Annotated in this window: 14 protein-coding genes; 7 read left to right on the forward strand and 7 right to left on the reverse strand. The window is 68.9% G+C overall.

The window, feature by feature from the left end; translation table 11 throughout:
- The first annotated feature begins 26 nt into the window (after window positions 1-26).
- The 5 genes from BM310_RS17655 to BM310_RS17675 are packed head-to-tail and all read left to right on the forward strand — an operon-like array spanning window position 27 to window position 5518.
- Window positions 27-1355 (forward strand): ABC transporter substrate-binding protein, encoded by a 1329-nt coding sequence (locus BM310_RS17655; RefSeq protein WP_177232691.1) that lies wholly within the window; start codon window positions 27-29, stop codon window positions 1353-1355.
- A complete protein-coding gene (locus BM310_RS17660) occupies window positions 1352-2269 on the forward strand; it encodes a carbohydrate ABC transporter permease (protein WP_089810244.1) in 918 nt (305 codons plus the stop codon). Before BM310_RS17655 ends, BM310_RS17660 begins: the two co-directional genes overlap by 4 nt.
- Window positions 2266-3171: a carbohydrate ABC transporter permease gene (locus BM310_RS17665; RefSeq protein ID WP_245778541.1), complete on the forward strand. Its 906-nt coding sequence runs from the start codon at window positions 2266-2268 to the stop codon at window positions 3169-3171. Before BM310_RS17660 ends, BM310_RS17665 begins: the two co-directional genes overlap by 4 nt.
- Before the next feature lie 3 nt (window positions 3172-3174).
- Window positions 3175-4344, forward strand: coding sequence for an ABC transporter ATP-binding protein (locus BM310_RS17670; protein WP_089810246.1), 1170 nt, complete (start codon window positions 3175-3177; stop codon window positions 4342-4344).
- A gap of 28 nt (window positions 4345-4372) precedes the next feature.
- Window positions 4373-5518: an ABC transporter ATP-binding protein gene (locus tag BM310_RS17675; RefSeq protein WP_089810248.1), complete on the forward strand. Its 1146-nt coding sequence runs from the start codon at window positions 4373-4375 to the stop codon at window positions 5516-5518.
- Window positions 5519-5660: 142 nt separating this feature from the next.
- Here BM310_RS17675 and BM310_RS17680 read toward each other — a convergent pair whose 3' ends face one another.
- On the reverse strand, window positions 5661-6587 hold the full coding sequence (locus BM310_RS17680) for a glycoside hydrolase family protein (protein WP_089810250.1): 927 nt from the start codon (window positions 6585-6587) through the stop codon (window positions 5661-5663).
- Between the two features lie 89 nt (window positions 6588-6676).
- Between BM310_RS17680 and BM310_RS17685 the strand changes: the two genes are divergently transcribed.
- On the forward strand, window positions 6677-7744 hold the full coding sequence (locus BM310_RS17685; RefSeq protein WP_089810252.1) for a TrmB family transcriptional regulator: 1068 nt from the start codon (window positions 6677-6679) through the stop codon (window positions 7742-7744).
- Window positions 7745-7748: 4 nt separating this feature from the next.
- Here the strand turns inward: BM310_RS17685 and BM310_RS17690 are convergent, their stop codons facing one another.
- A complete protein-coding gene (locus BM310_RS17690; RefSeq protein WP_394328073.1) occupies window positions 7749-8294 on the reverse strand; it encodes a rhomboid family intramembrane serine protease in 546 nt (181 codons plus the stop codon).
- Window positions 8295-8464: 170 nt separating this feature from the next.
- Here BM310_RS17690 and BM310_RS17695 point away from each other — a divergent pair, with 170 nt between their 5' ends.
- Window positions 8465-9493: a S8 family serine peptidase gene (locus BM310_RS17695; RefSeq protein ID WP_089810255.1), complete on the forward strand. Its 1029-nt coding sequence runs from the start codon at window positions 8465-8467 to the stop codon at window positions 9491-9493.
- Between the two features lie 99 nt (window positions 9494-9592).
- Here the strand turns inward: BM310_RS17695 and BM310_RS17700 are convergent, their stop codons facing one another.
- The 5 genes from BM310_RS17700 to BM310_RS17720 form a co-directional block, all read right to left on the reverse strand.
- A complete protein-coding gene (locus BM310_RS17700; protein ID WP_089810257.1) occupies window positions 9593-10213 on the reverse strand; it encodes a DUF5518 domain-containing protein in 621 nt (206 codons plus the stop codon).
- Between the two features lie 128 nt (window positions 10214-10341).
- Entirely contained in the window at window positions 10342-11136 is a 795-nt protein-coding gene (locus BM310_RS17705; protein ID WP_089810259.1) for a hypothetical protein, read from the reverse strand.
- A gap of 24 nt (window positions 11137-11160) precedes the next feature.
- Window positions 11161-13227, reverse strand: a complete 2067-nt coding sequence (locus BM310_RS17710; protein WP_143105187.1) for a PKD domain-containing protein — start codon at window positions 13225-13227, stop codon at window positions 11161-11163.
- A 128-nt stretch (window positions 13228-13355) separates the two neighbouring features.
- Window positions 13356-19472 (reverse strand): malectin domain-containing carbohydrate-binding protein, encoded by a 6117-nt coding sequence (locus tag BM310_RS17715; protein WP_089810262.1) that lies wholly within the window; start codon window positions 19470-19472, stop codon window positions 13356-13358.
- A 369-nt stretch (window positions 19473-19841) separates the two neighbouring features.
- Entirely contained in the window at window positions 19842-20384 is a 543-nt protein-coding gene (locus BM310_RS17720) for a winged helix-turn-helix domain-containing protein (protein WP_089810264.1), read from the reverse strand.
- Window positions 20385-20396 lie beyond the last annotated feature (12 nt).

Here is a 20396-nt window from a genome sequence, read left to right on the forward strand (position 1 = left end):
TCATGAACTATCCTCAAATTTCCGGCATGTCGCACTCTGACCAACTGACGAGGCGGAACGTGCTCGCGGCGGGCGCGGCAGGACTGGCCGGCGGACTCGCCGGGTGTACCGGCACGTTCGGCGGTGGCGGCGGCGGCGGCGGTGGGTCAGTCGACTCGTTCAAGTACTGGAACATCCACAACGGCGACGACTTCCGAGGGCCGATCAACGAGATCGTCGCGAGTTACGAGGAGTCGAGCGGAACGACTGTGGAGGCGCGGTACATCGACAACGACGCCATCTCCGAGCAGATTTCCAGCGCGGTGGCGTCGGACACCCTCCCGACGGTGGGACTGCTCGCCATCCAGACGATACAGCGGTTGGGCGCCGACGGGTCGCTCTCGGCGGAGAGCGCCTCGCAGGTCATCGAGAACGTCGGGTCCGACGACTTCCGCGAGGGCCCGCTGAAGTTCATGAGCGACGGCGAGGGGGGCTACTACGGCATCCCCGCCGACGCGTGGGTCCAGGGCATCTGGTACCGCAAGAGCGCTTTCGAGGAGGAGGGACTGGAACCGCCGGTGACGTGGGACGCCATCCTCGAAGCGGCGGAGACGTTCCACGACCCGGACAACGACATGTACGGCATCGGGTTCGGGACGAAGGCGACGGCGTACGCGCGGCAGTGTTTCACCCAGTTCGCGCAGTCGAACGACGCGCGGGTGCTGGACGCGGATGCGAACGTCGTCTTCGACTCTCAGGAGATGATAGAGGCGCTCACCTTCCTCTCGGACCTCGGCGAGTTCGTCCCCGGAGCCGTCTCCTTCGAGGACACGCGGAACCTCTACGGGAACGAGCAGGAACACATGTTCATGTACTCCTCGTACCTCCTCCCGGACCTGCTCTCGGACGAGGGCGAGGAGATGGTGCAGAACACCGGCCTCGCGCCCGCGACGGAGAAGAAGCGCCGCAGCACGTACGGGCAGGTGCTGGGACACACCATCTTCGCGAAGTCGGACGCGAGACGGCAGGTCGGCGGCGACTTCGTGGAACACGTGATGAGCGACGAGCAGTACGTGAAGTGGTGTCACACGAACCCCGGCGGGACGATGCCCGTGCTGCAGTCCACCTCCGAGTCGGACGCCTACCTCGACAACGAGATTCTCTCGGCGTGGAGCGACACCATCGACCAGATATCGTCCGCGCTCGGGAACATGGACCGGTTCGACTTCGTGGACGGGACGCTCCTGCCGGAGTTCGGGACCATCTCCAGCAACTCGCTCGTCGCCGAGGCGGTCAACCGCGTCGTCGTGAAAGACCACGCGCCCGACACCGTGGCGAAAGAGCAGGCGGAGAAGATGCGTAACGCCCTCTCATGACGTCGGTCAGGGAGGCGACCACCTCCGTGTTCGACAGGTACGCGGAGAACCCGGTAGAGCGTCGCGAGGCGGTTCTCGGCGTCCTCCTCATCCTCCCGGCCGTCGTCCTCATCGGCGCGGTCATCCTCTACCCCATCGCCTACAACGTCTACCTGAGTTTCACCGAGGTTCCGCTGAACCCGAACCGCGCCCCACAGTGGGTCGGACTCGGGAACTACGTCGAGTTGCTCACGGCGGCGCGGTTCTGGTCGGCGTTCACGACGACGGTGGCGTTCACCGTCGGGAGTACCGTGCTCTCGACCGTCGTCGGTCTCGCCGTCGCACTCCTCTTCGACCGTGAGTTCCGCGGGCGCCGACTCGCCCGCGGCCTCGTCTTGCTCCCGCACGTCACGCCCATCATCGCCGTCGCGTTCGTCTGGCAGTTCATGCTCAGCCCGCTCTGGGGGTCGATTCCGAACCTACTCGCCGAGTGGGGACTGTACGGCACGCGCGTGGGACTGCTCGAACAGAGCGCGACGGCCCTGCCCGTCGTCGTCGTCTTCTCCGCGTGGCGGAACTTCCCGTTCGCCTTCCTGCTGTTCGTCGCGCGACTGCAAGCGATACCCGAGTCCATGTACGAAGCCGCACGCATCGACGGGGCCGGCGCGCTGGCACAGTTCAAAGACATCACGCTGCCGGAGTTGAAGGGCACCATCGCCATCGTGGTGCTGTTGCGCTTCATCTGGGAGTTCAACACGTTCGCGGAGGTGTGGCTCCTGACGAGGCAGGTCCTGACGCTGCCCATCTTCGCCTACCAGACGGCGTTCGCCAACTTCGAGCAGGGTCTCGGCGCCGCCATCTCTCTGCTGTTGTTCCTCGTGCAGGCGCTGTTCGTGCTCGGCTTCGTGACGCTGTTCGGGGAGGACAAGGTATGATATCGTTCGTCGGCGCCGTCGCCAGAGAGTCGATGACCGGCCTCAGACTGCTCCGCCGGCAGGTGAGTCGCGACACCCGCCTCCGCCGCGCCGGGTTCTACGCGAGCCTCGGACTCACCCTGCTCGTCGCCCTGTTCCCGTTCTACGTGATGCTGGCGACCAGCCTCACGCCCGACGACGCCATCTACGTGAACGACCCGGGACTGGTGCCGCAGGCCCTGACGCTGTCGCAGTACACGGTGCTGTTCTCCTCGGAGACGTTCGCGTTCACCTCCTACTTCTTCAACAGCGCCATCGTCGCCACGGTCACGGCCACGTTCTCGCTGTTCGTCGGCGTCATCGGCGCGTACAGCTTCACCCGCCTCGACTACCCCGGGAACACGGTGGTCCGACGCGGCGTCGTCGTCGTCTACATGCTGTCGGCGATAACCGTCGTCGTCCCGTTGTTCCAGCTCATCGCCCGCCTCGGACTGGTCGACACCCGACTGAGCCTGTTCATCACGTACACCGTGAGTACGCTCCCGCTGACGCTCTACATGCTGTGGAACTACTTCGAGAGCCTCCCCGTCGCCATCGAGGAGGCGGCGATGCTCGACGGCTACTCGCGCGTGGAGACCATCTTCCGCGTCGTCGTCCCCCTCTCGTTGCCCGTCCTCGTCGCGACGTTCCTGTTCGCGTTCAAGATAGCGTGGAACGAGTACATCTTCGCGTCGGTGTTCCTCAAGTCGCAGGCAAAACTCACCCTGCCCATCGGCATCGAACAGATGAACGCCAACTTCTCGAACGTCTGGGGGCAGATCATGGCCGCGTCGTTCCTGACGACGCTTCCCATCATCGTGATGTTCCTCTACCTGGAGAAGTACATGGTCGAGGGACTCACCGCGGGGGCGGTGGAGGGCTGACAGATGCACGAGACTGCCTCAGACGCCGAGACGACGGCGCGCGACGACGGCCCGTACGACGGAACCGTGGTCGGCGAGACGGGCGGCGAGACGGTCACGTTGTCGTCGCTGACGAAGCGGTTCGGCGACGAGACGGCGGTGGACGGCGTGTCGCTCCCCGTCGAGGCGGGCGAGTTGGTCGTCCTGCTCGGCCCGTCGGGGTGCGGGAAGACGACGACGCTCCGGATGATTGCGGGGTTAGAGAGCGTCACCGACGGCTCCGTCGCCATCGGCGACACGGACGTCTCCGAGGAACCGCCGCAGGACCGCGACGTGGCGATGGTGTTCCAGAACTACGCGCTGTACCCCCACAAGACCGTCCGCCAGAACATCCGCTTCCCGTTGCGGAAGACCGACCTCTCGGACGCCGAACAGACGGAGCGAATCGAGTCCACGGCGGCGTTGCTGGACATCACGGACCTCCTCGAGAAGGAACCGGCGGCGTTGAGCGGCGGTCAGCGACAACGCGTCGCCATCGGACGCGCCATCGCCCGGGAGCCGTCGGTGCTGTTGATGGACGAACCGCTGTCGAACCTCGACGCCAAACTCCGCGTGCGGACGCGGTCCGAACTCCGGAGCCTCCAGCAGCGACTCGGCATCACGACGGTCTACGTCACCCACGACCAGGAGGAAGCGATGAGCATCGCCGACCGCATCGCCATCATGAACGACGGCGAAATCGAGCAGGTCGGGACGCCCGAGGAGGTGTACGAAGACCCCACGTCCGCGTTCATCGCCGACTTCCTCGGCGACCCGTCGATGAACCTCCTCCCCACCGACGCCGCCCGGCGGTCGGCCGACGACGACGCACTCGACGCCGCTCTCGCCGCGGCCGTTCCCGACGAGGCGCGACGCGTCGGCGTCCGCCCTGAGAACCTCTACCTCGTGGACGACGCGGGGTCGGTCGTCGGCCCCGACGGCCCCGAGACGACCGCCGCCGTCCACGACTGCGAGGTGACCGTGGTCGAGCCCATCGGTCGCGCCTACGAACTCACGCTGTCGACGCCGTCCGGTCCCGTCGTCGTCCGGGCGCGGACCGTCCCGGACGAACTCCGGGGGGAACCCCGAATCGGCGTCACGTACGACCCGGACGCGCTGTACGCGTTCGACGAGGACGGAGGACGAATCAGATGAGCGACGACGCGAACGGCGGTGAGAACGCATGGTAGAACTCGTACTCGACGCGGTGACGAAGCGGTACGACGACGCACAGGGGACGGAGACGGCCGTCGACGACGTGTCGCTCTCCGTCGAAGACGAACTGCTCGTGTTGCTCGGCCCGTCGGGGTGCGGGAAGACGACGACGCTCCGCATGGTCGCCGGACTGGAGACGGTGACCGACGGCCGAATCGACATCGGGGGTCGCGACGTGACCGACCGGCACCCGAGCGACCGGTCGATAGCGATGGTGTTCCAGGACTACGGACTGTACACCATGATGTCCGTCGGGGAGAACATGGCCTACGGCCTGAAGCACTCGACCGACCTCTCGAAGGCCGAACGAGACGAGCGAGTCGAGTCGATGGCCGAGATGTTCGGCATCGAGGACCTGCTCGACCGCGACGTGACGGACCTCTCGGGCGGGCAGAAACAGCGCGTCGCCCTCGGCCGCGCGATGGTCCGCGAACCCGACGTGTTCCTGCTGGACGAACCGCTGGCGAGTCTGGACGCGAAGCTTCGCTCGCAGATGCGGACCGAACTCCAGCAGTTGCAGGAGGAGATGGACATCACGACGATGTACGTCACCCACGACCAGAAGGAGGCGATGACGATGGCCGACCGCGTCGCCGTGATGAACGACGGGGTGCTCAGACAGGTCGGCCCGCCCGAGGAGGTGTACGAGAACCCCGTCGACAGCTTCGTCGCCGACTTCCTCGGCAACCCGTCGATGAACCAGCTTCCGGCGACGGTCGACAGGCAGGGCGAGCGCTACGTCCTCAGGACGGACGTCGGCGACGGCCGCATCGCGTTCGCCTCGATTCCGCGCGAGGGGACCGACGCGGCCGACGGCGACCGAGTCACCGTCGGCGTCCGCCCGGAACATCTCAGACTGTCCGACCCCGAGACCGCCGACTTCGACGCGACGGTGTCCGTCACCGAGTACCAGGGGAGCGACAACTTCGTCCACGTCGACGTCGGCGAGGTGGAACTCACCGCCGTCGTCTCGCCGTCGGTCCGACCCGAACCGGGCGAGACGGTGCCGGTCACGGTACCGGCGTCCGCCGTCCACGTGTTCGACGGCGAGACTGGCGAGTCCCTGCGGACCTCGCGCGAGTCGGACCCCCGGTCGAAGACCGTCCGCTCCTGACCCGACGTGCGACCGGTGTCGTCTCGGTCAGTATCGACCCGGCGGGCGTCTCCCCGGAGGATGTCCAGTCGCTCGGACGTTCAGAGCGGTCGGCCGAACGTCCAGAGCGGTCGATTGAGCCTCAGAACGGCCGTCCGAACCCTCAGAACGGCCGGTCGACGGTCGCGCGGCGGAGTTCGAAGCTCCCGTCCTCGCGGGCGACTTCCGCGAACAGTTCCCAGTCGTCCTCGCGTCTGCGCACGTCGAGATACCGGCAGGTGCCGAACGTCGACAGTCCGGTTTGTCGGTCGGCGGCGGGCGAGGCGTAGAGCGGGCCGTCCGGGCAGGTGTCGGTGAACGTCTTCAGGTCCGTCGTCACGGCCATCCCCGTCCGAAGGTTCCACGTGCGCCCCTCGTCGGCCACGCCGCTCCCGTCGTAGAACACGAGCCACGCGGGCGCGTCGGGCGCGGGGACGACCGTCGAGACGCGCGTGTGGTGGTCGTGCCAGTACCCCCGTTCGAGGACTGGGTTGTTCGCGGCGCGCGTCCACGTCTCGCCGTCGACGCTGGTGGCGAGGTGCGCCTGTTCGGAGAGGCCGTCTGCCCCGGCGTAGAACATGTAGTAGCGGCCGCCGACGGTCAGTATCGTCGGGTCCTTGACGACGCCGGCGTCGGTCCCGCCGGGGGCGGGACGGAGGACGGGGCGAGCGGTCGTCGGGTCGACCGATTCGACCGAGGGCGCGTCGGCGCACTTGCGAATCGTCCAGTCGTTCCCGCCGCGGTCGACCGGCAGGTAGAGTTGGACGTCGCCGGTCCGCGGGTGCGTCACGAGCGACGGGCGTTCGATGCTGACGACGCCCAACTGCTCGGCCGTCACCGTCAGCACCGCCTCCCCGACGCCGTCGTCGTACGCGTAGACGGTGACGCGGTGCCCCCGTCGGTCCGGGTCGCGTTCGCGGACCGCGAGGTAGGCGTCGTCGCCGTGGTCGTACGCGCACGGGGCGCCGACCCAGTTCCCCTCGCCCGTCGCGTCGGGCGAGAGGAGCGTCTCCGCGTCGCCGAAGTCGACCGCCGGCGGTGTCGCGTGCATGAAACAAGACAACAACTCGCAGGGGTTATAATTTACTGCGGCGTCTACGGAGTCGTGACGATGCGCAGCGAACGAGGGGGACGACGAGGATGAACGAGCACGAACTGCTGCAGGAACTGGAGGACCTCGGGTTGACCGAGTACCAGTCGAGGACGTACCTCGCGGCCGTGCGCGCCGGAGAGGCGCGCCCGAGCGAACTGGTCGACGACTCCGGCGTCCCGCAGGGCCGAATCTACGGCGTCATCGACACGCTCGAAGAGATGGGTCTCGTGGAGGTGCGCGCGGGGCCGCAGGGCAAGGAGGTGAGCGCGCCGTCGCCGAAAGTCGTCCTCGACGACCTCAAGCGGCGGCGCATCGACGACCTGACCGAGACGGTGTCGTCCGTCGCGACCGGACTCGAAGAACTCCACCACCGCTCGGACGGAGAGCCGCGGAGTTTCGTCTCGATGGTCAAGCGCGACGAGACGGCGCTCCGACACGCCCGGCGGGCGATAGACGCGGCGGAGTACTGGCTGACCGTCTGCCTGCCCGACGAGCGCTACGTCGAACTCGAACCGCACCTCCTCGAAGCCGCGGACCGGGGCGTCACCGTCCGCGTGCTGTTCATCGGGACGGACCCCGACGAGGTGGGTCGGACGTTCCCGGACCGGTTCCACATCCGTCACCGCGCCGCCGCCGACACGTTCGTCGTCGCCGACCGGACGTACGGCATCTTCTCCAGCAAACACCCGGTTCAGGACCGACAGCCGTACATCATCACCCAGGAGCCGAACCTCGTCCTCCTGTTTCAGAACTACGGCGAGCAGGTGTGGCACGCTTCGCGAGTCGTCCAGACGTCGCCCTCGTTCCCGCGCCGGTACCTCGACCCGTGGCGAACGGTCATCGACCTCGGGGAGCGATTCGAGGCCGGCGAGGAGTTCTCGGCCGTCGTCGAGGGGCGGCGGACGGGACACCGCGAACGCGGGCGCTGGGCGGGCCCAATCGTCGAGTACGACGTGGGCGGGCCGGCGGACGTGGACTACACGAACTCGCCGCCGACGTACGCCACGCTGACCGTCGAGACGGACGACGAGACGGTGAAGGTCGGCGGTTGGAAGGCGACGTTCGAGGACGTGGCCGCGAGGGGAATCGAGGTGCGGACGGGCGACGACGAGTAGCGCGTCACGCCGGTCGGCGCGGACCGGCTCGGAGCAGTCGCAGGCGACCGGCGACCAGTCCCATCGCCGCCCCCGCGAAGTGCGCGACCAGCGCGCTCCCGGGTGCGCTGAACAGGACGGTCAAGGCGAGGGCCGCGAGGGCGACGGCGACGACGACGACGCGTGCCGGCAGTCGGAGTCGGTCGAGGACCGCGCTCGACGCCGGGTTGGCCGACAGCACGTACCCGACGAGTGCGAACGCCGCGCCACTCGACCCGAGCACCCCCGCCCGGACGCCGAACAGGCCGGCCGTCCAGACGTGCGCGAGACCAGCGAGCACGCCCGTGACGACGAAGAACGCGTGGAACCGGAGTCGCGTCGTCGTCAGCGAGACGAGCGACCCCGCCAGCAGGACGACGACGGCGTTCGAGAGGAGGTGCCCCGGGCCGGCGTGCGCGTAGACGCTGGTGACGAGCGTCCACGGCGGGAGGAGGACGGGCGGCGCGAGGGCGAACAGGCCGACGAGACCGACGACCGACGCCGCCCACGACAGGAGGGAAACGACGAGCATGGCCGCGAGCGTCTCCACCACGGGGTTGCGGCTGAGGGACCGCGAGCGCCGGTCTCGGCGGGGGTCGGACGCGAGCGACATGGGTTCGCTCCACTCTCGGGGGCGTCGGCGCAAAGAGCTTCGCACCTCCGACCCCCGGCGTTTTTCTTGATTGCTACCAACAATCACACATGTTCGAGATTCGGACCGACCCGCAGATAACGACCGGACGAACCGGCGGCGTGGTCACGGTCTCAGACATCCGCGCGATACACGGGCTGCCCGACCCCGCTTCGGACGACGCGCCCTCCGGCGCGGGCCTCACCGTCGCCGTGATGGACTCCGGCGTCGACGAGAGCCACGAGGTGTTCGACGGTATCGAGGTCGAACACCACAACTTCACCGGCGCGCCCGACGAACCGTACGACGACGTGGGGCACGGAACGGCCGTCGCCGGCCTCATCGCCCAACTGTCGCCCGGCATCGAGCGCATCGTCGACCTCCGCATCTTCGGAAAGAGCGGGAGCGGCAACAGCAAGCCGATATTCGACGCGTACGACTGGGCGCGGTCGCACGCCGACGAACTCGCCACCATCAACCTCTCGTGGGGGTCCAGCGAGCGGAATCGCGAAATCGACCACGAGCACACCCGCCTGATGAACGCCGGGGTGCAGGACGTCGTCTCGGCGGGGAACACCGGCGAGACGAGCGGCAGTCCGGCCACCGCGATGGACGCCTACGGAATCGGCGCCATGACCGAGGAGCGAGAGCTGACGCGGTTCAGCAGTTACAATCCCGGGGCCGTCGAGAACCCCGACACCGTGGCGCTGGGGAAGGACGTCCGCCTCCCGCGTGCGACGGACACCTCGCTGGGGACCGTTCTCGACGACGACTACGTGAAGGCCAGCGGGACGAGTTTCAGCGCCCCTATCGCCACCGCGGCGATGAACCTCTTCGTCGAGGTGCGGAAGCGAGCGTCGGAACTCCCCTTCGAGCGCACGGCGGTGGACATCCCGGGGACGCCGGAGGACGTCCACGGCTACATCCGCTACGACCGCGCGGTCGAGTCGGACGCCGCCGGTGCCGAGGTGGAACTGTTCGACCTGCCCTTCACCGACTACGAGGGCGTGGCGCTCCCGGCCGGGTGGGCGAACGGGGCGACCCGCGCGGTCCTCGAACGGGAGAGCGACCGGGAGACGGTGGTCCGGTTCGAGCGGTGATGGGACGCGACGGCGAGAATCGAGAGCGGAGGAGACAGCAGCACGTGAGAAATCGTATCGCTCGACGAAGATTCGAGCCGTCCGCGAGAGACGAGCCCGCTACGACGCGCCGGGAGTCCGCCCGAGGCCGCGGCGGCCCGACCGGGTCAGGAGGACGTGGTAGCTGAGGACGCCCACGGCGACGCCCGCGAGAGCGCCGAAGGGGATGCCGACGACCATCGACGGCCAGATGTACGGGTCGAGGAGCGCCGTCACTCCGAGACCGACGCCGACGAACGTGACGACGGCGGCGAGGACGCTCGCGAAGACGGGGACGGCGCGCGGCCGGGACTCCCCGTCGCCGGCGTCGACGCGCGCGGCGCGTTCGGCCCTGTCGGCCTCGACCACGGCACCCAGCGCGCCGCCGACGGCGGCGACGACGGTCCAGAGCGCGCCGGCCAAGAGGAGGCCGAGGACCGGGACGCCGCCGACGGTGCCGACGTCGAGGTTCGCCACGGCGACGCCCAGCGAGAGGATGCTCGCGACGACGGCGACGGCGAGGCCGACGATGCCGCCGACGAGCGCGCCGCGCCGAGTCCCCGCCCGTTCGAGGTAGCCCGCCACCCCGCCTCCGATGAGGGGCGCGACGAGCGAGACGAACGGGACGTAACTCGCAAGGAGTCCGACGAGGACGCCGAGGGAGACGTTACGACCGGTTCTACGAGTGAAGATGGTGCTCATGAGAGATAGTACGTCCGCTGTGGGCCACTCCTTGTCGATGGTTCTCGCACCGAGAGAGACGGGGTCGGCGGGACCCGCGTGGGTATGCGAAAGAAGCGAAAGAAGAGAACGCGGTCAGCGGGTCGGCGTCACCGAAGCCGACGCACCGCGAACAGTGCTGCTGCCAGCGCCGCCAAGACGGCCCCGGCGGCCCACGCGGAGACGCCGCCGACGCCGAACGGAATCGGCGAGGCGCTCGGCACCGACTCCGCCGACCCGTCGGCCGCGTCCGGCGTGGCCGCGGCCGCGTCGTCGGCGTTCTCCGGCGCGTCCGTCGCCGTCCCGTCCGCGGCGTCGGCCGCCGTGGCGCCGGTCGACTCGTCGGGCGCCGAATCTGCCCCACCGACCGTGTCGGCGGGCGTGGTGGTCGCGTCGGCGACGGTCACCGACGCCGACCGACTCTCGACGGGGTATCGCGACCCGTCCTCCGCGCCGAGCGCCGACACGGAGACGGAGACGTCCGTCGTTCCGGGGGCGGCGCCGGAGAGCGTCACCGCCGCGATGGTCACCGTCCCGGCGTCGTCGGTGTCCAACAGCGCCGCGTTCAGTCGGGCGCGCGAGCCGTTCGACGACACGTTCACGGTCTGTAGTCCGGGGTCACCGACGAGTTGCACGTCGGTGATGGTCGCGACGGACGGGTCCGAGAGGCCGACCACGAGGTCGTACGCGCCGACGCCGCCGTCGACGTTGTCGACGACGACGCGGACCGTAGTCGTCTCCGAGACGGCCACGCGGTCGTTCGACGCGTCCAACTGCACCGTCGTCGCACTCGCGGCGCCCGTCGTCGCGCCCACCGTCGCGGCCGAGACGGCCACGCAGAGGACGAACGCGACGGCGGCGACGCGTGCGAGGCCGCCGACCGTACCCCGAAGCGAGTTCAGCATCGTGGGACCTCCCCGGTCATGAGTTCAGGCGTCCTCGCTGTTCTGTGCGACCTCGTTGTAGTACAGCCACTGGACGTCGAGGATGTCGAAGGTCCCGTCGCCGTTGAAGTCGAAGGCTTCGGGGTTCGACACCGTCGTGTCGCTGTTCCGGTAGTAGAACAGCGTCTGGACGTCCAGCACGTCCACGACGCCGTCGCCGTTGACGTCCTCGTGGAGTCCGTCGTCGTCGCCGTCGGCGGCCGGACCGTCGGAGTCGCCGACGACCAGCGTCGTGACGGTCAGCGACGAGCCCTGAACGTCGTCCACGTCGTAGGCCGTCCCGGCCTCGGTGCCGAGCGTCGTCACGTCTATCGAGAGGTCGCTCTCGCCCTCGACGGCGCCCTGTACCGCGACGGTACCGAGCGTCACCGGGCCGGTGTCGTTCGTGTCGACCATGACGGTCTCGATGGTGACCGACGAGCCGTCCTCGGCCAGTTGCACGTCAGAGAGCCCGCCGCCCGCGAGTTCGACGCCGGCGATGCTCCCGACGCTGGGGTTCGAGAGCGACAGCGTGATGCTGTACGCCCCGACGCCGCCGTCGACCGGGTCGACCACGATGTCGTACGTCCCGTTCTGGTTCACGCCGAGGAGGTCCTGCGACGGCGAGAGGCTGACGTTCGTAGACGCCTGGCCGTCCGCCGGCGGTTCGGGGTCGGCCTCCGCTTCGACGGTCATCGTCGCGCTCGCGCTGTCGTTCTCCGTCGCGAGGACGACGGCGTACGCGCCGGACGAGAGCCCGGTCGTATCGACTGCGAAGCTGACCTGTTGGCTCGCACCGCCCGCGAGCGTCAGTTCCTCGCTCCCGACGGCCGACCCGTCTGCGGAGAGCGAGACCGTCTGCGTTCCCTGTTCGTCGCCGACGTTCTCGACCGTCGCGGTGACCGTCGCCGAGTCACCCTGCGTCACCGGCGACGGGACGGCCAGGTTCGTCACCTGGAAGTCCGCCGGGACGGGGTCGGGCGTCGGTTCCGAGACCGTGAGCTGTGCGGTCGCGGTGTCGTTGTCGGTCGCGACGCCGTGCGTGTACGTGCCGGCGGCGACGCCGGCGGTGTCGACCGCGAAGGAGACGGTCTGACTCGCGCCGCCCGCGAGCGTCACGCTCTCCGTCTGTGCGACGCTCCCGTCGAAGCTGAACGCGACGGTCTGCGTCGCCTGCTGGCCGCCGACGTTCTCGACCGTCGCCGAGACCGTCACCGAGTCGCCCTGCGTCGCCGTCGTCGGCGCGGTCAGGCCCGAGACCTGGAAGTCGGCCGGTGCGGGCGCTTCGGTGACGGTGACCGTCTGCGTCGCCGTCGTCGTCGCGCCGTCGTCGTCGGTCACGCTCACCTCGACCTCGTACTCGCCCGCCGCGGCGTACGCGTGCGTGACGGACTGGCCGGAGACGGTCGTGCCGTCGCCGAGGGTCCAGTCGTAGCCGGCGACCGAGCCGTCGGCGTCGGCGGCGGACGCCTCGAACGTCAGTTCGTCGCCCACCTGCGCGCTCGACGGACCGGTTATCGAGACGGTCGGCGGCGCGTTCGTCTCCGCGACGGTCAGCGTGGCGCTCCCGACTGACGAGAGCGTGTAGCCGGTGCCGCCCTCGTCGGACAGGAACAGCCCCAGGTCGAGGCCGCCCGCCTCCGACGGCGAGACGACGTCGATAGCTGTCGTCCCGGCCGCCTGACCCTCCAGCGTGACGGTGAGGACCGTGACCGAGCCGGCGTCCGCGGTGTCGTCGAACGCGTAGACGGCGCTCGCCGCGGAGCCGTCGGCCGCGACCGAGAGGTCCGTACTACCGGGGGAACTCCCCGCAGCGACGTCGACGATGGTCGCGACGCTCGGGTCGCTGAGTTGGACCCCGACCTGTCCGGACCCGACGCCGCCGTCGGCGTCGTCGAGGACGACTTCGACCGTCGTCGTCTCGCCGGGTGCGAGTTCTGATTGAGCGGGCGATACGCTGATACTCGTCGTCCCGGCCGCACTGACGACGCCACCGGCCATCGAGAGGACGGTGAGCGCCGCCAGCACGACCGCGAGCGTCCTGGTGGTCCAGTGAGTTGTGTTATCGGGCATTGTCTGTTGTCTGGGTGTCTCGGTCTCCTGCGATACCGCCGGTCGCCGCTCCGAGGGGAGAGACGAGACCGTCTGGAGTGGTCTCGGAGCGTCGTCGGAACGTCGGAGTCGACTGCGTCATGGAGTGATCAGCTCCCTCCGACCAGTTCGGTGAACAGCGCCTGTGCGTCCCCGACGTTGACCGTCCCGTCGCCGTTGACGTCGAACGCGTCGACGTTGGACTGAACGACCGGGTCGGTCAGGTTGGAGAACAGCGCCTGCGCGTCGCCGGTGTTGACCGTCCCGTCGCCGTTGACGTCCTCGTAGACGCCGTCGCCGTCGGGGTCGGTCGGCGCGTCGGTGGAGTCGCCCACCGGTCCCGGACCGGTCGCGGCCGCCTCGACGGTCAGCACGAACGTCTGCGAGACGCTCGCGTCGCCGTCGGCGGCGGTGACGGTCACGGTGTACGGGCCGTCGGCCGCCGCGCCGACGGGCGGCGCGAACGCGAGTTCGCCCGTGCCGTCGCCGGCGTCGGTCAGGGTGGTGAACCCGGCGGCGTCGCCGGCGTCGACCGACAGCGACACGTCGTCGCCGTCGGGGTCGGTGGCGTTCAGCGCAACGGTGAGCGACTCGTTCTCGGTGACCGTCTGGTTCGTCACCGCGTCGAGCGTCGGCGGCGCGTTCGCCTCGACTTCGACGACTTCGATGCCGTTCACCTGCGGGTTCTCGGTGACGTGACCGAACGAGACGTTCAGTTCGTCGTCGCTCGGCGTGACGACGAACGTCTGCGTGCCCGCGGTGTTGTCGCCGTACGTCTCGATGACGTCGAACTCCGTGAGGACCTGTTCGCCCTCGACGGCCACGTCGAAGACGCGGTCACCGACGGCGTCGGTCTGCGGGTAGCCGTCGTGGAAGTGCAGGCGCACCTCGTACGTCGTCCCCGACTGCACCGGGAACGACCACGCCATCTCCGGGCTCTCCGACGCGTCGTACCGCTCGGTCGCGAATATCGCCGTCGGCGTGCCGTTCGGCACGGACGCGTCGACACTCGCCGGCTGGTACTGACTGTCGGGCAGGTCACCGCCGGCGACGAGGTACTCGCTCGGCGCCGACTCGGTGTCGGCCGTCCAGTCGGTGCCGCCCTCGACGGCGATGGCGGGACCGCCGACGTTCACGCGGTAGAGCGCGTCGCCGGTCGGGTCGCCGCCGTCGTCGGGCGTGCCGGCGCTCTCGTCGTAGCGCAACACCACGACGTTCGACGCGAGTCCGGTCTCGCCCTCCGCGTCCGCGGCGGCGGCGATGAAGTAGTTCAGGCCGCCGGCGGCCGAGGAGTTCGTCAGTTCGACGGGTACCGTCGCGGTGCCGTCGGAACCGACGGTGACGGTGTACTCCTCGACGTCGAGGGCGTTGTTGGCCTCGAACGCCTCGACGTCGTAGCCGGCCGTGCCGTCGTAGTCGGGCACGCCGACGAGGTTGGTCTCTGCCTCCACTCGCAGGAGGGTCACCGTCGAACCGGGGTCGCCGGTGACGGTCACCGTCTGCTGTGCGTCGGCCACCGTCGCGGCCGTGTGAGCGTCCGAGAGCGTCGTCGCGTTCAGCGTGACGTTCTCGACGCCGACGCTCGGTGCGGCGGCGGTCGTCGCGTCGGCGACGGCCTGCGACCCGCCGGCGCTTCCGTCGCCGAACAGGCTCGTCTCGGCCGTCGCGCCGTCCGCGAACTGGACGGTCACGCTGGAGCCGGCGAGTTCCAGCCCCGAGATGGGACCGGCCTCACCGGACTGGACCGAGGACCCGCCCTTGATGCTGGTCGGGTCGTTGTCGATGGAGAAGGCGATGGACTCGCCCGGCTGGAAGGAGCCGAACTCGACGGTGAGCGTGCTGTAGCCGTCGGCGCCGTCGACGCCGTTCTCGGGGTCGGAGACGGTCGCCTGGACCGTCCCGCTCGTCCCGTCGTCGTCGACGGTGAAGCCCTTCGCGCCCTGGTCGCCGGCCGTGCCGTCGGGGTCGAAGACCACGTCGGGCAGGACCGCGGAACTCAGGTTCAGCGTGAGCGACTCGATGTCCTCGTCGCCGGTGTTCTCGACGACGAACGACCCGGAGTCGTACGTCGTCGCGCCGACGCCCTCGCCGGCGTCGACCTGAACGGTCGCCTCGCCGGCCGTCGGGCCGTCGTCGGCGACCTGTTCGACGCGCATCGCCGAGAGCTTCGCGTTGTCGGTGACGACCGAGAGGTCGACGTTCAGTTCGCCGTCGGTCACCTCGACCGTGTACGTCTGCTCGCTCGCGGTGAGCGGACCGACGTCGGCGTAGATGTCGTAGCTCGACAGCACCTGCTCGCCCTCGATGGAGGCGTCGAACAGGCGGTCGTTCTCGTTCGTGCCGTCGCTCGGACCCGAGGAGTCGGGCTGGTCGTTCGTCGAGACGCCCTGGTAGATTTCGGCGAACTGGAGCGTCACCACGTACGTCCCGTTCTCGACGGGGACGTCGTAGCCGAACGCCTCGCCGTACCGCTCGGTGTGGTACAGTTCGTCGTCGTCCGTGCCGTTTATCTCGGGGTCCGACGGCGTGCCGGCGGCCCCGACGGTGAACGTCTGTCCGCCGTCGAAGTTCGTGTCGGCCTGATAGACGGTGCCGTCGGTGGCGGTGTACGCGGGACCGCCCGCGTTGACCGCGAACACCGTCTCCGTGGTCGTCGCGTCGGTGTCCTCAACGGCGACCGTCACCGTGTCGGTGTCCGATGCGCCCGCCTCGTCGGTCACGGTCACCTCGAAGGTGAGCGTGGTGTCGCCGTCCACGTCGGGCGCGGTGAACGTCGGTTGGGCGCCGTCCTGCACGCTCAGTTGCGCGTCGGGACCGCCCGTCTGCGTCCACGAGTAGCCGAGTTGGTCGCCGTCGGCGTCGGTCGAACCGGTCGCGTCGAACGTCACCGTGGCGCCCTCCGAGACCGTCTGGTCGGCGCCGGCGTCGGCGACGGGCGCGGCGTTCGCGCCGATTTCGGTCACGGTCAACCGGTCCCACGACGCGGAGAACGTCTCGTCCGCGCCGTTGGCCGTGCTGATGAGGCCGACGGCCATACCCTGGTTCTCGTCGGCGTACCAGCTCTCGGGGACGGTGAGCGTCTGGTCGAGATAGACGCGTTCGCCGCCGTCGATGGCGTAACTGGCTATCGCCGTGTCGTTCGACGGGTAGACGTCGACGAACAGGTCGATGGTCTGCCCGCTTCCGAACACGTCGGGCTCGGAGACGATAACGGAGTCGCCGTTAGCGACCTGCCCGCCGGACTCCTTCAGGAACTGGACCCCGCCGTTGGGGTTGCCGTTCGCGTCCTGTGCGCCCGCGACCAGTTTGACGTAGTTGTCCTGGTCGCCGGTGCCGAGGTACATCCCGGCGGCCTGGTAGTTCTCGGGCGTCGTGTCGTTCGAGAACGGCGATTCGACCGTCCCGGAGACGGTGAACGGCGCGTCGCCGGTCGCGTTCACGCCGTACTGGAACGCGTACGCCTGCGAGTTCTTGTTCTCGTAGGCGTCGCCGAAGGGCGCGGCGTCCACCGAGATGCGCTCGGTTGCGCCGCCGGCGCGGACCTGCGAGGCGTTGTAGAGGTCCGCGTAGTCGGTGCCGTTCGTCATCAGGCCGGTGAAGCCGAGGCCGAACAGCGACTGCGGGTGCTGCCCCGCCTCGAACTGCCGGTCGACCGGTAGGTCGTTGTCGAGGCCGTTCTGCGCGTCGATGGCGAACGGATCCTCGCCGTCGGAGAGTCCGTCGTTGTCGTCGTCGGTGTCTATCGAGTCGGGCGAACCGTCGAAGTCCCTGTCCTCGGGCTGTGAGGCCTGCGAGCAGGGGTCCGTGCCGACCTGGTTCTCGTCGGCGTTGGTGTAGCCGTCGCCGTCGGCGTCACCGTCCGGGTCGTACTCCGAGGAGTCGGGGTCGTCCGCCGTGCAGACGCCGCCCGCCGCCCCGTCGTAGTCGTTCGGTTCGAAGACGGTTATCTGGTTGCTGCCGTAGGTGGCGGCCCACACCGTGCCGGGGAACACCGCGTCGTCGCCCTGTGCGTGGACGTCGAGCGGGTTGCTCCCGATGTTCTCGAACAGCGCTTCGGTGGACGTGGCCTCGGTCCCCTGCGCGTTCAGTTCGACGCGCTGGACGTCGCCGGAGTTCCACATCGCGAGGAGCAGGTCGCCCTGCATCGCGCCGCCGAAGTTCGACGCCGTGTAGACGTCCATCCCCTGCGCCGTCGCGCCGAACGTCTCGAGCGCGGCGCTCTCGGAGGAACCGTTCGTCGGCGAGATGAAGTCGCAGTTCACCGAGTCGTGGAGACCGCTCTCCACGGCCGCGCCGAACTGGCTGTTCGGGTTACCGCGGGTCGGGTTCGGGTGACCGGCGTAGTAGTCCTCGCCGTCGACGTGGTAGACGCCCGCGGCGGAGAACTCGTCCTGTTCGTTCTGCTCGTTGGTGCAGACGCCCTGCGGCCCCTCGTCCACGACGATGCCGCCCCAACCGGGGTTGGCGCTGTTGTCCGTCGCGTACAGTTTGCCGCTCTCCCCGAGAGCGATGTCGTAGGCGTTCCGGTAGCCCGGCGAGTAGACGTCGACCGGACTGTCGGCCGTCCACTTCGCCATGTTCGCGCCGTCCATCCCGCCGAACGGGCCGTCGGTCGGCGTCGCGTCCGGGTCCAGGGTCGGCAGGTCGTACAGGTACGTCGCGTCGGTGTTGGCGGCGTCCTTCTCGGCCATCGCGTCTATCTGGCCGAGGTCGATGGAGAGAATCGCCGCCGAGAGCGCGTACTCCGGCGTCAGCGCGAAGTTGTCCGAGGGCGCGCCCTTGTTCGTGTGGCCGCCCTGCGCGACGTACAGCGTGTCGTTCGCCGCGTCGTACTGGAGGCCGTTCGTCGCGTGGTTCTCCTCGGACCGCGGCAGGCCGCGGACGAGCATGTCGTGGTCCCACCCGCCGTCGCTCTGCTGAGTCAACCGCGAGACGACGCCGGAGTTGGTGTCCAGTCCGCTGTCGGTGTGGCCGCCGCCGGCCCCGATGCGGGGGTCGCTGGACGTGACGTAGACGACGGGCGTGTCGGCCGTCCCCTCGACGATGAGCCCCGTCACCTGCCTGTTGCCGACGCCCGGGTTGTACGACCCGTCGTCGTCGTGGTTCGGGATGTCCTGCACGGCGTCGATGACCTCGGAGTCGGTCACCGCGTAGTCGTTCGGGCCGTTGCGGGTGATCTCGAACGCCTTTATCTCGCCGGACTGCTGGGAGACGTAGAGGCGTCCGTCGGGGCCGAAGTCGAGCGACGTCGGGTTCCCGAGGTTCACGTCGAGTCCGCTCACGCCGAAGCCGACGGGGACGGAACTGGAGCCGTCGCCGGCGAGTTCGACCGTCAGCGGACTAGCCGTGTTGGGCGCGTCGTGGTCGACTTCGAGCGTCGCCGCCTTCGGCGTCGCGTCCGACGGCGTGAAGGTCACCTCGACGGCCACCGTCTCGCCGGGCGCGAGCGTCGTGCTGCCCGCGAAGTCGGCGGTGAACTCGTCCGCGTCCGCACCCGTCACGGAGACGTCGGAGACGGTGATGTCGGCGTCGCCCGACCCGCCGTCGTTCGAGAGCGTGACCGTCTGCGTCTCGCTGGCTCCCGCGACGACGGTGCCGAAGTCGAGTTCCTCCGGACCGCCGAGTTCGCCGGGCGACGGCGTCGCCTCGACGATCTCGATGGCGTTGACCTGCGGGTTCTCGGTCACGTGTGCGAAGTCGACGTCGACCGTTCCGTCGCTGGTGACGGTGAACGTCTCCATCCCCGCCGTCTGGTCGCCGTAGGCGGCGATGGGGTCGAAGTTCTCGACGGTCTGGCCCTCGACGCTGACGTCGAAGACGCGGTCGCCGGGCGCGCTCGTGCCGTCGAATCCGTCGTAGAAGTAGAGTCGGACCTCGACTTTCTGTCCGGACGGAACGTCGAACTCGTACTGCATCTCGTCTCCCTCCGGCGGGTCGTACCGCTCGGTGGTCCAGATGCCCGCGGGCGTCCCGGACGGAACTGTGCTGTCTATCGTACTCGGTGCCGGATTGCTGGCGGTGCTCCCGCCGGCGACCAGGTACTGGGTGTCGGACACCCAGTCCGGGCCGTCGGTCGCGGCGACTGCCCCGCCCGCGTTCGCGCGGTAGAGGACGTCACCCGGTGCCGCCGCGGCCGTGCCCGAGAAGGCGACGGTTCCGGCGAACACCGAGGTGACCATCAGCACCGCGACGAATACGGTCGTGATCCGTTTCGTGCGTCGTGTCATTGTATCATGTGTCGTGTCGTTCGTTGGTTCGTGGTCGATCGTCCCGCTCGCACCGCACCAGCCCCACAGTCGGCGTGCGAGAGTGCCGAGTCGGGTACGAGTCAGAGCGTGTCGGCATAGTATCAGTATTATTACAATACTCGTCCGGGGCGGGCCGATTCGGAATCGTAACGGTTCGTTGAGCGGATTATCGGCGTCGTAACCGAACGGATAGGCGCACCGAAACCGCTGATTCGGGGTCTCTCGGTGGCCGAGAGCGGCGAGAGAACTGTCGTCCGGCGCTCGAGAAACATATCGCTACGTCGAGAGGTTACGGTCGCGAGTGCGGCCGCTATCGAGTCGGATGGGCGACGAGAGCGAACCACCGAGTCAGGCGGGCCGGTGGAGCGACCGGACGGAGAGAGCGAAGAGCAGGGAGAACAGGAGGCCGAACGTCGTGGCGACGGGCAGGCGCGGCGACACCACGCCGAGGACGACGGCGGCGGCGACGGCGACGCCCGCACCCGAGAGGACGGCGGCGTACCGACTCCAGTCTCGCGCGGGGCCGTCGTGGGTCCGTTCCTCGAACCCGAAGTCGAGTTCGGCCGCCGCCTCGGTGAGTTCGATGCCCACCCAGCGCCGGTCGGCCCGGACGAGTCCGGCGTCGACCAGTTTGCCGAGGTGGTTCTGGTAGAGCGCCGTGTACGCGCTCTTTCGCTGTTCGGGCGTCACCTCTTCGACGGGCACGCCGTTCTCCACCGCGGCGACGTACTCGGCGAGTTCGCCGACCGATGCGGGAGCCGAGTGCTCGCGGAGGTACCGAAGCGCGTGCCGGCGACGCGAGTTTCCGAGCATCTCGTAGAGGTCGGCCTCCTCGATGCCGTCCGCAGCGTCGTCGTCGCGTTCGGGCGTCCGTTCGAGAGCCTGCGACATGGTAGATTCACC

The sequence above is a fragment of the Halogeometricum rufum genome (assembly GCF_900112175.1).
Taxonomy (GTDB): domain Archaea; phylum Halobacteriota; class Halobacteria; order Halobacteriales; family Haloferacaceae; genus Halogeometricum; species Halogeometricum rufum.

Bases quoted from the DNA above. Each gene is read 5' to 3' on its own strand.
- BM310_RS17670 (WP_089810246.1), top strand. From the start codon at position 3,175: ATGCACGAGACTGCCTCAGACGCCGAGACGACGGCGCGCGACGACGGC.
- BM310_RS17680 (WP_089810250.1), bottom strand. From the start codon at position 6,587: ATGCACGCGACACCGCCGGCGGTCGACTTCGGCGACGCGGAGACGCTC.
- BM310_RS17675 (WP_089810248.1), top strand. From the start codon at position 4,373: ATGGTAGAACTCGTACTCGACGCGGTGACGAAGCGGTACGACGACGCA.
- BM310_RS17705 (WP_089810259.1), bottom strand. From the start codon at position 11,136: ATGCTGAACTCGCTTCGGGGTACGGTCGGCGGCCTCGCACGCGTCGCC.
- BM310_RS17660 (WP_089810244.1), top strand. From the start codon at position 1,352: ATGACGTCGGTCAGGGAGGCGACCACCTCCGTGTTCGACAGGTACGCG.
- BM310_RS17655 (WP_177232691.1), top strand. From the start codon at position 27: ATGTCGCACTCTGACCAACTGACGAGGCGGAACGTGCTCGCGGCGGGC.
- BM310_RS17700 (WP_089810257.1), bottom strand. From the start codon at position 10,213: ATGAGCACCATCTTCACTCGTAGAACCGGTCGTAACGTCTCCCTCGGC.
- BM310_RS17665 (WP_245778541.1), top strand. From the start codon at position 2,266: ATGATATCGTTCGTCGGCGCCGTCGCCAGAGAGTCGATGACCGGCCTC.
- BM310_RS17685 (WP_089810252.1), top strand. From the start codon at position 6,677: ATGAACGAGCACGAACTGCTGCAGGAACTGGAGGACCTCGGGTTGACC.
- BM310_RS17695 (WP_089810255.1), top strand. From the start codon at position 8,465: ATGTTCGAGATTCGGACCGACCCGCAGATAACGACCGGACGAACCGGC.
- BM310_RS17690 (WP_394328073.1), bottom strand. From the start codon at position 8,294: ATGCTCGTCGTTTCCCTCCTGTCGTGGGCGGCGTCGGTCGTCGGTCTC.
- BM310_RS17720 (WP_089810264.1), bottom strand. From the start codon at position 20,384: ATGTCGCAGGCTCTCGAACGGACGCCCGAACGCGACGACGACGCTGCG.
- BM310_RS17710 (WP_143105187.1), bottom strand. From the start codon at position 13,227: ATGCCCGATAACACAACTCACTGGACCACCAGGACGCTCGCGGTCGTG.
- BM310_RS17715 (WP_089810262.1), bottom strand. From the start codon at position 19,472: ATGACACGACGCACGAAACGGATCACGACCGTATTCGTCGCGGTGCTG.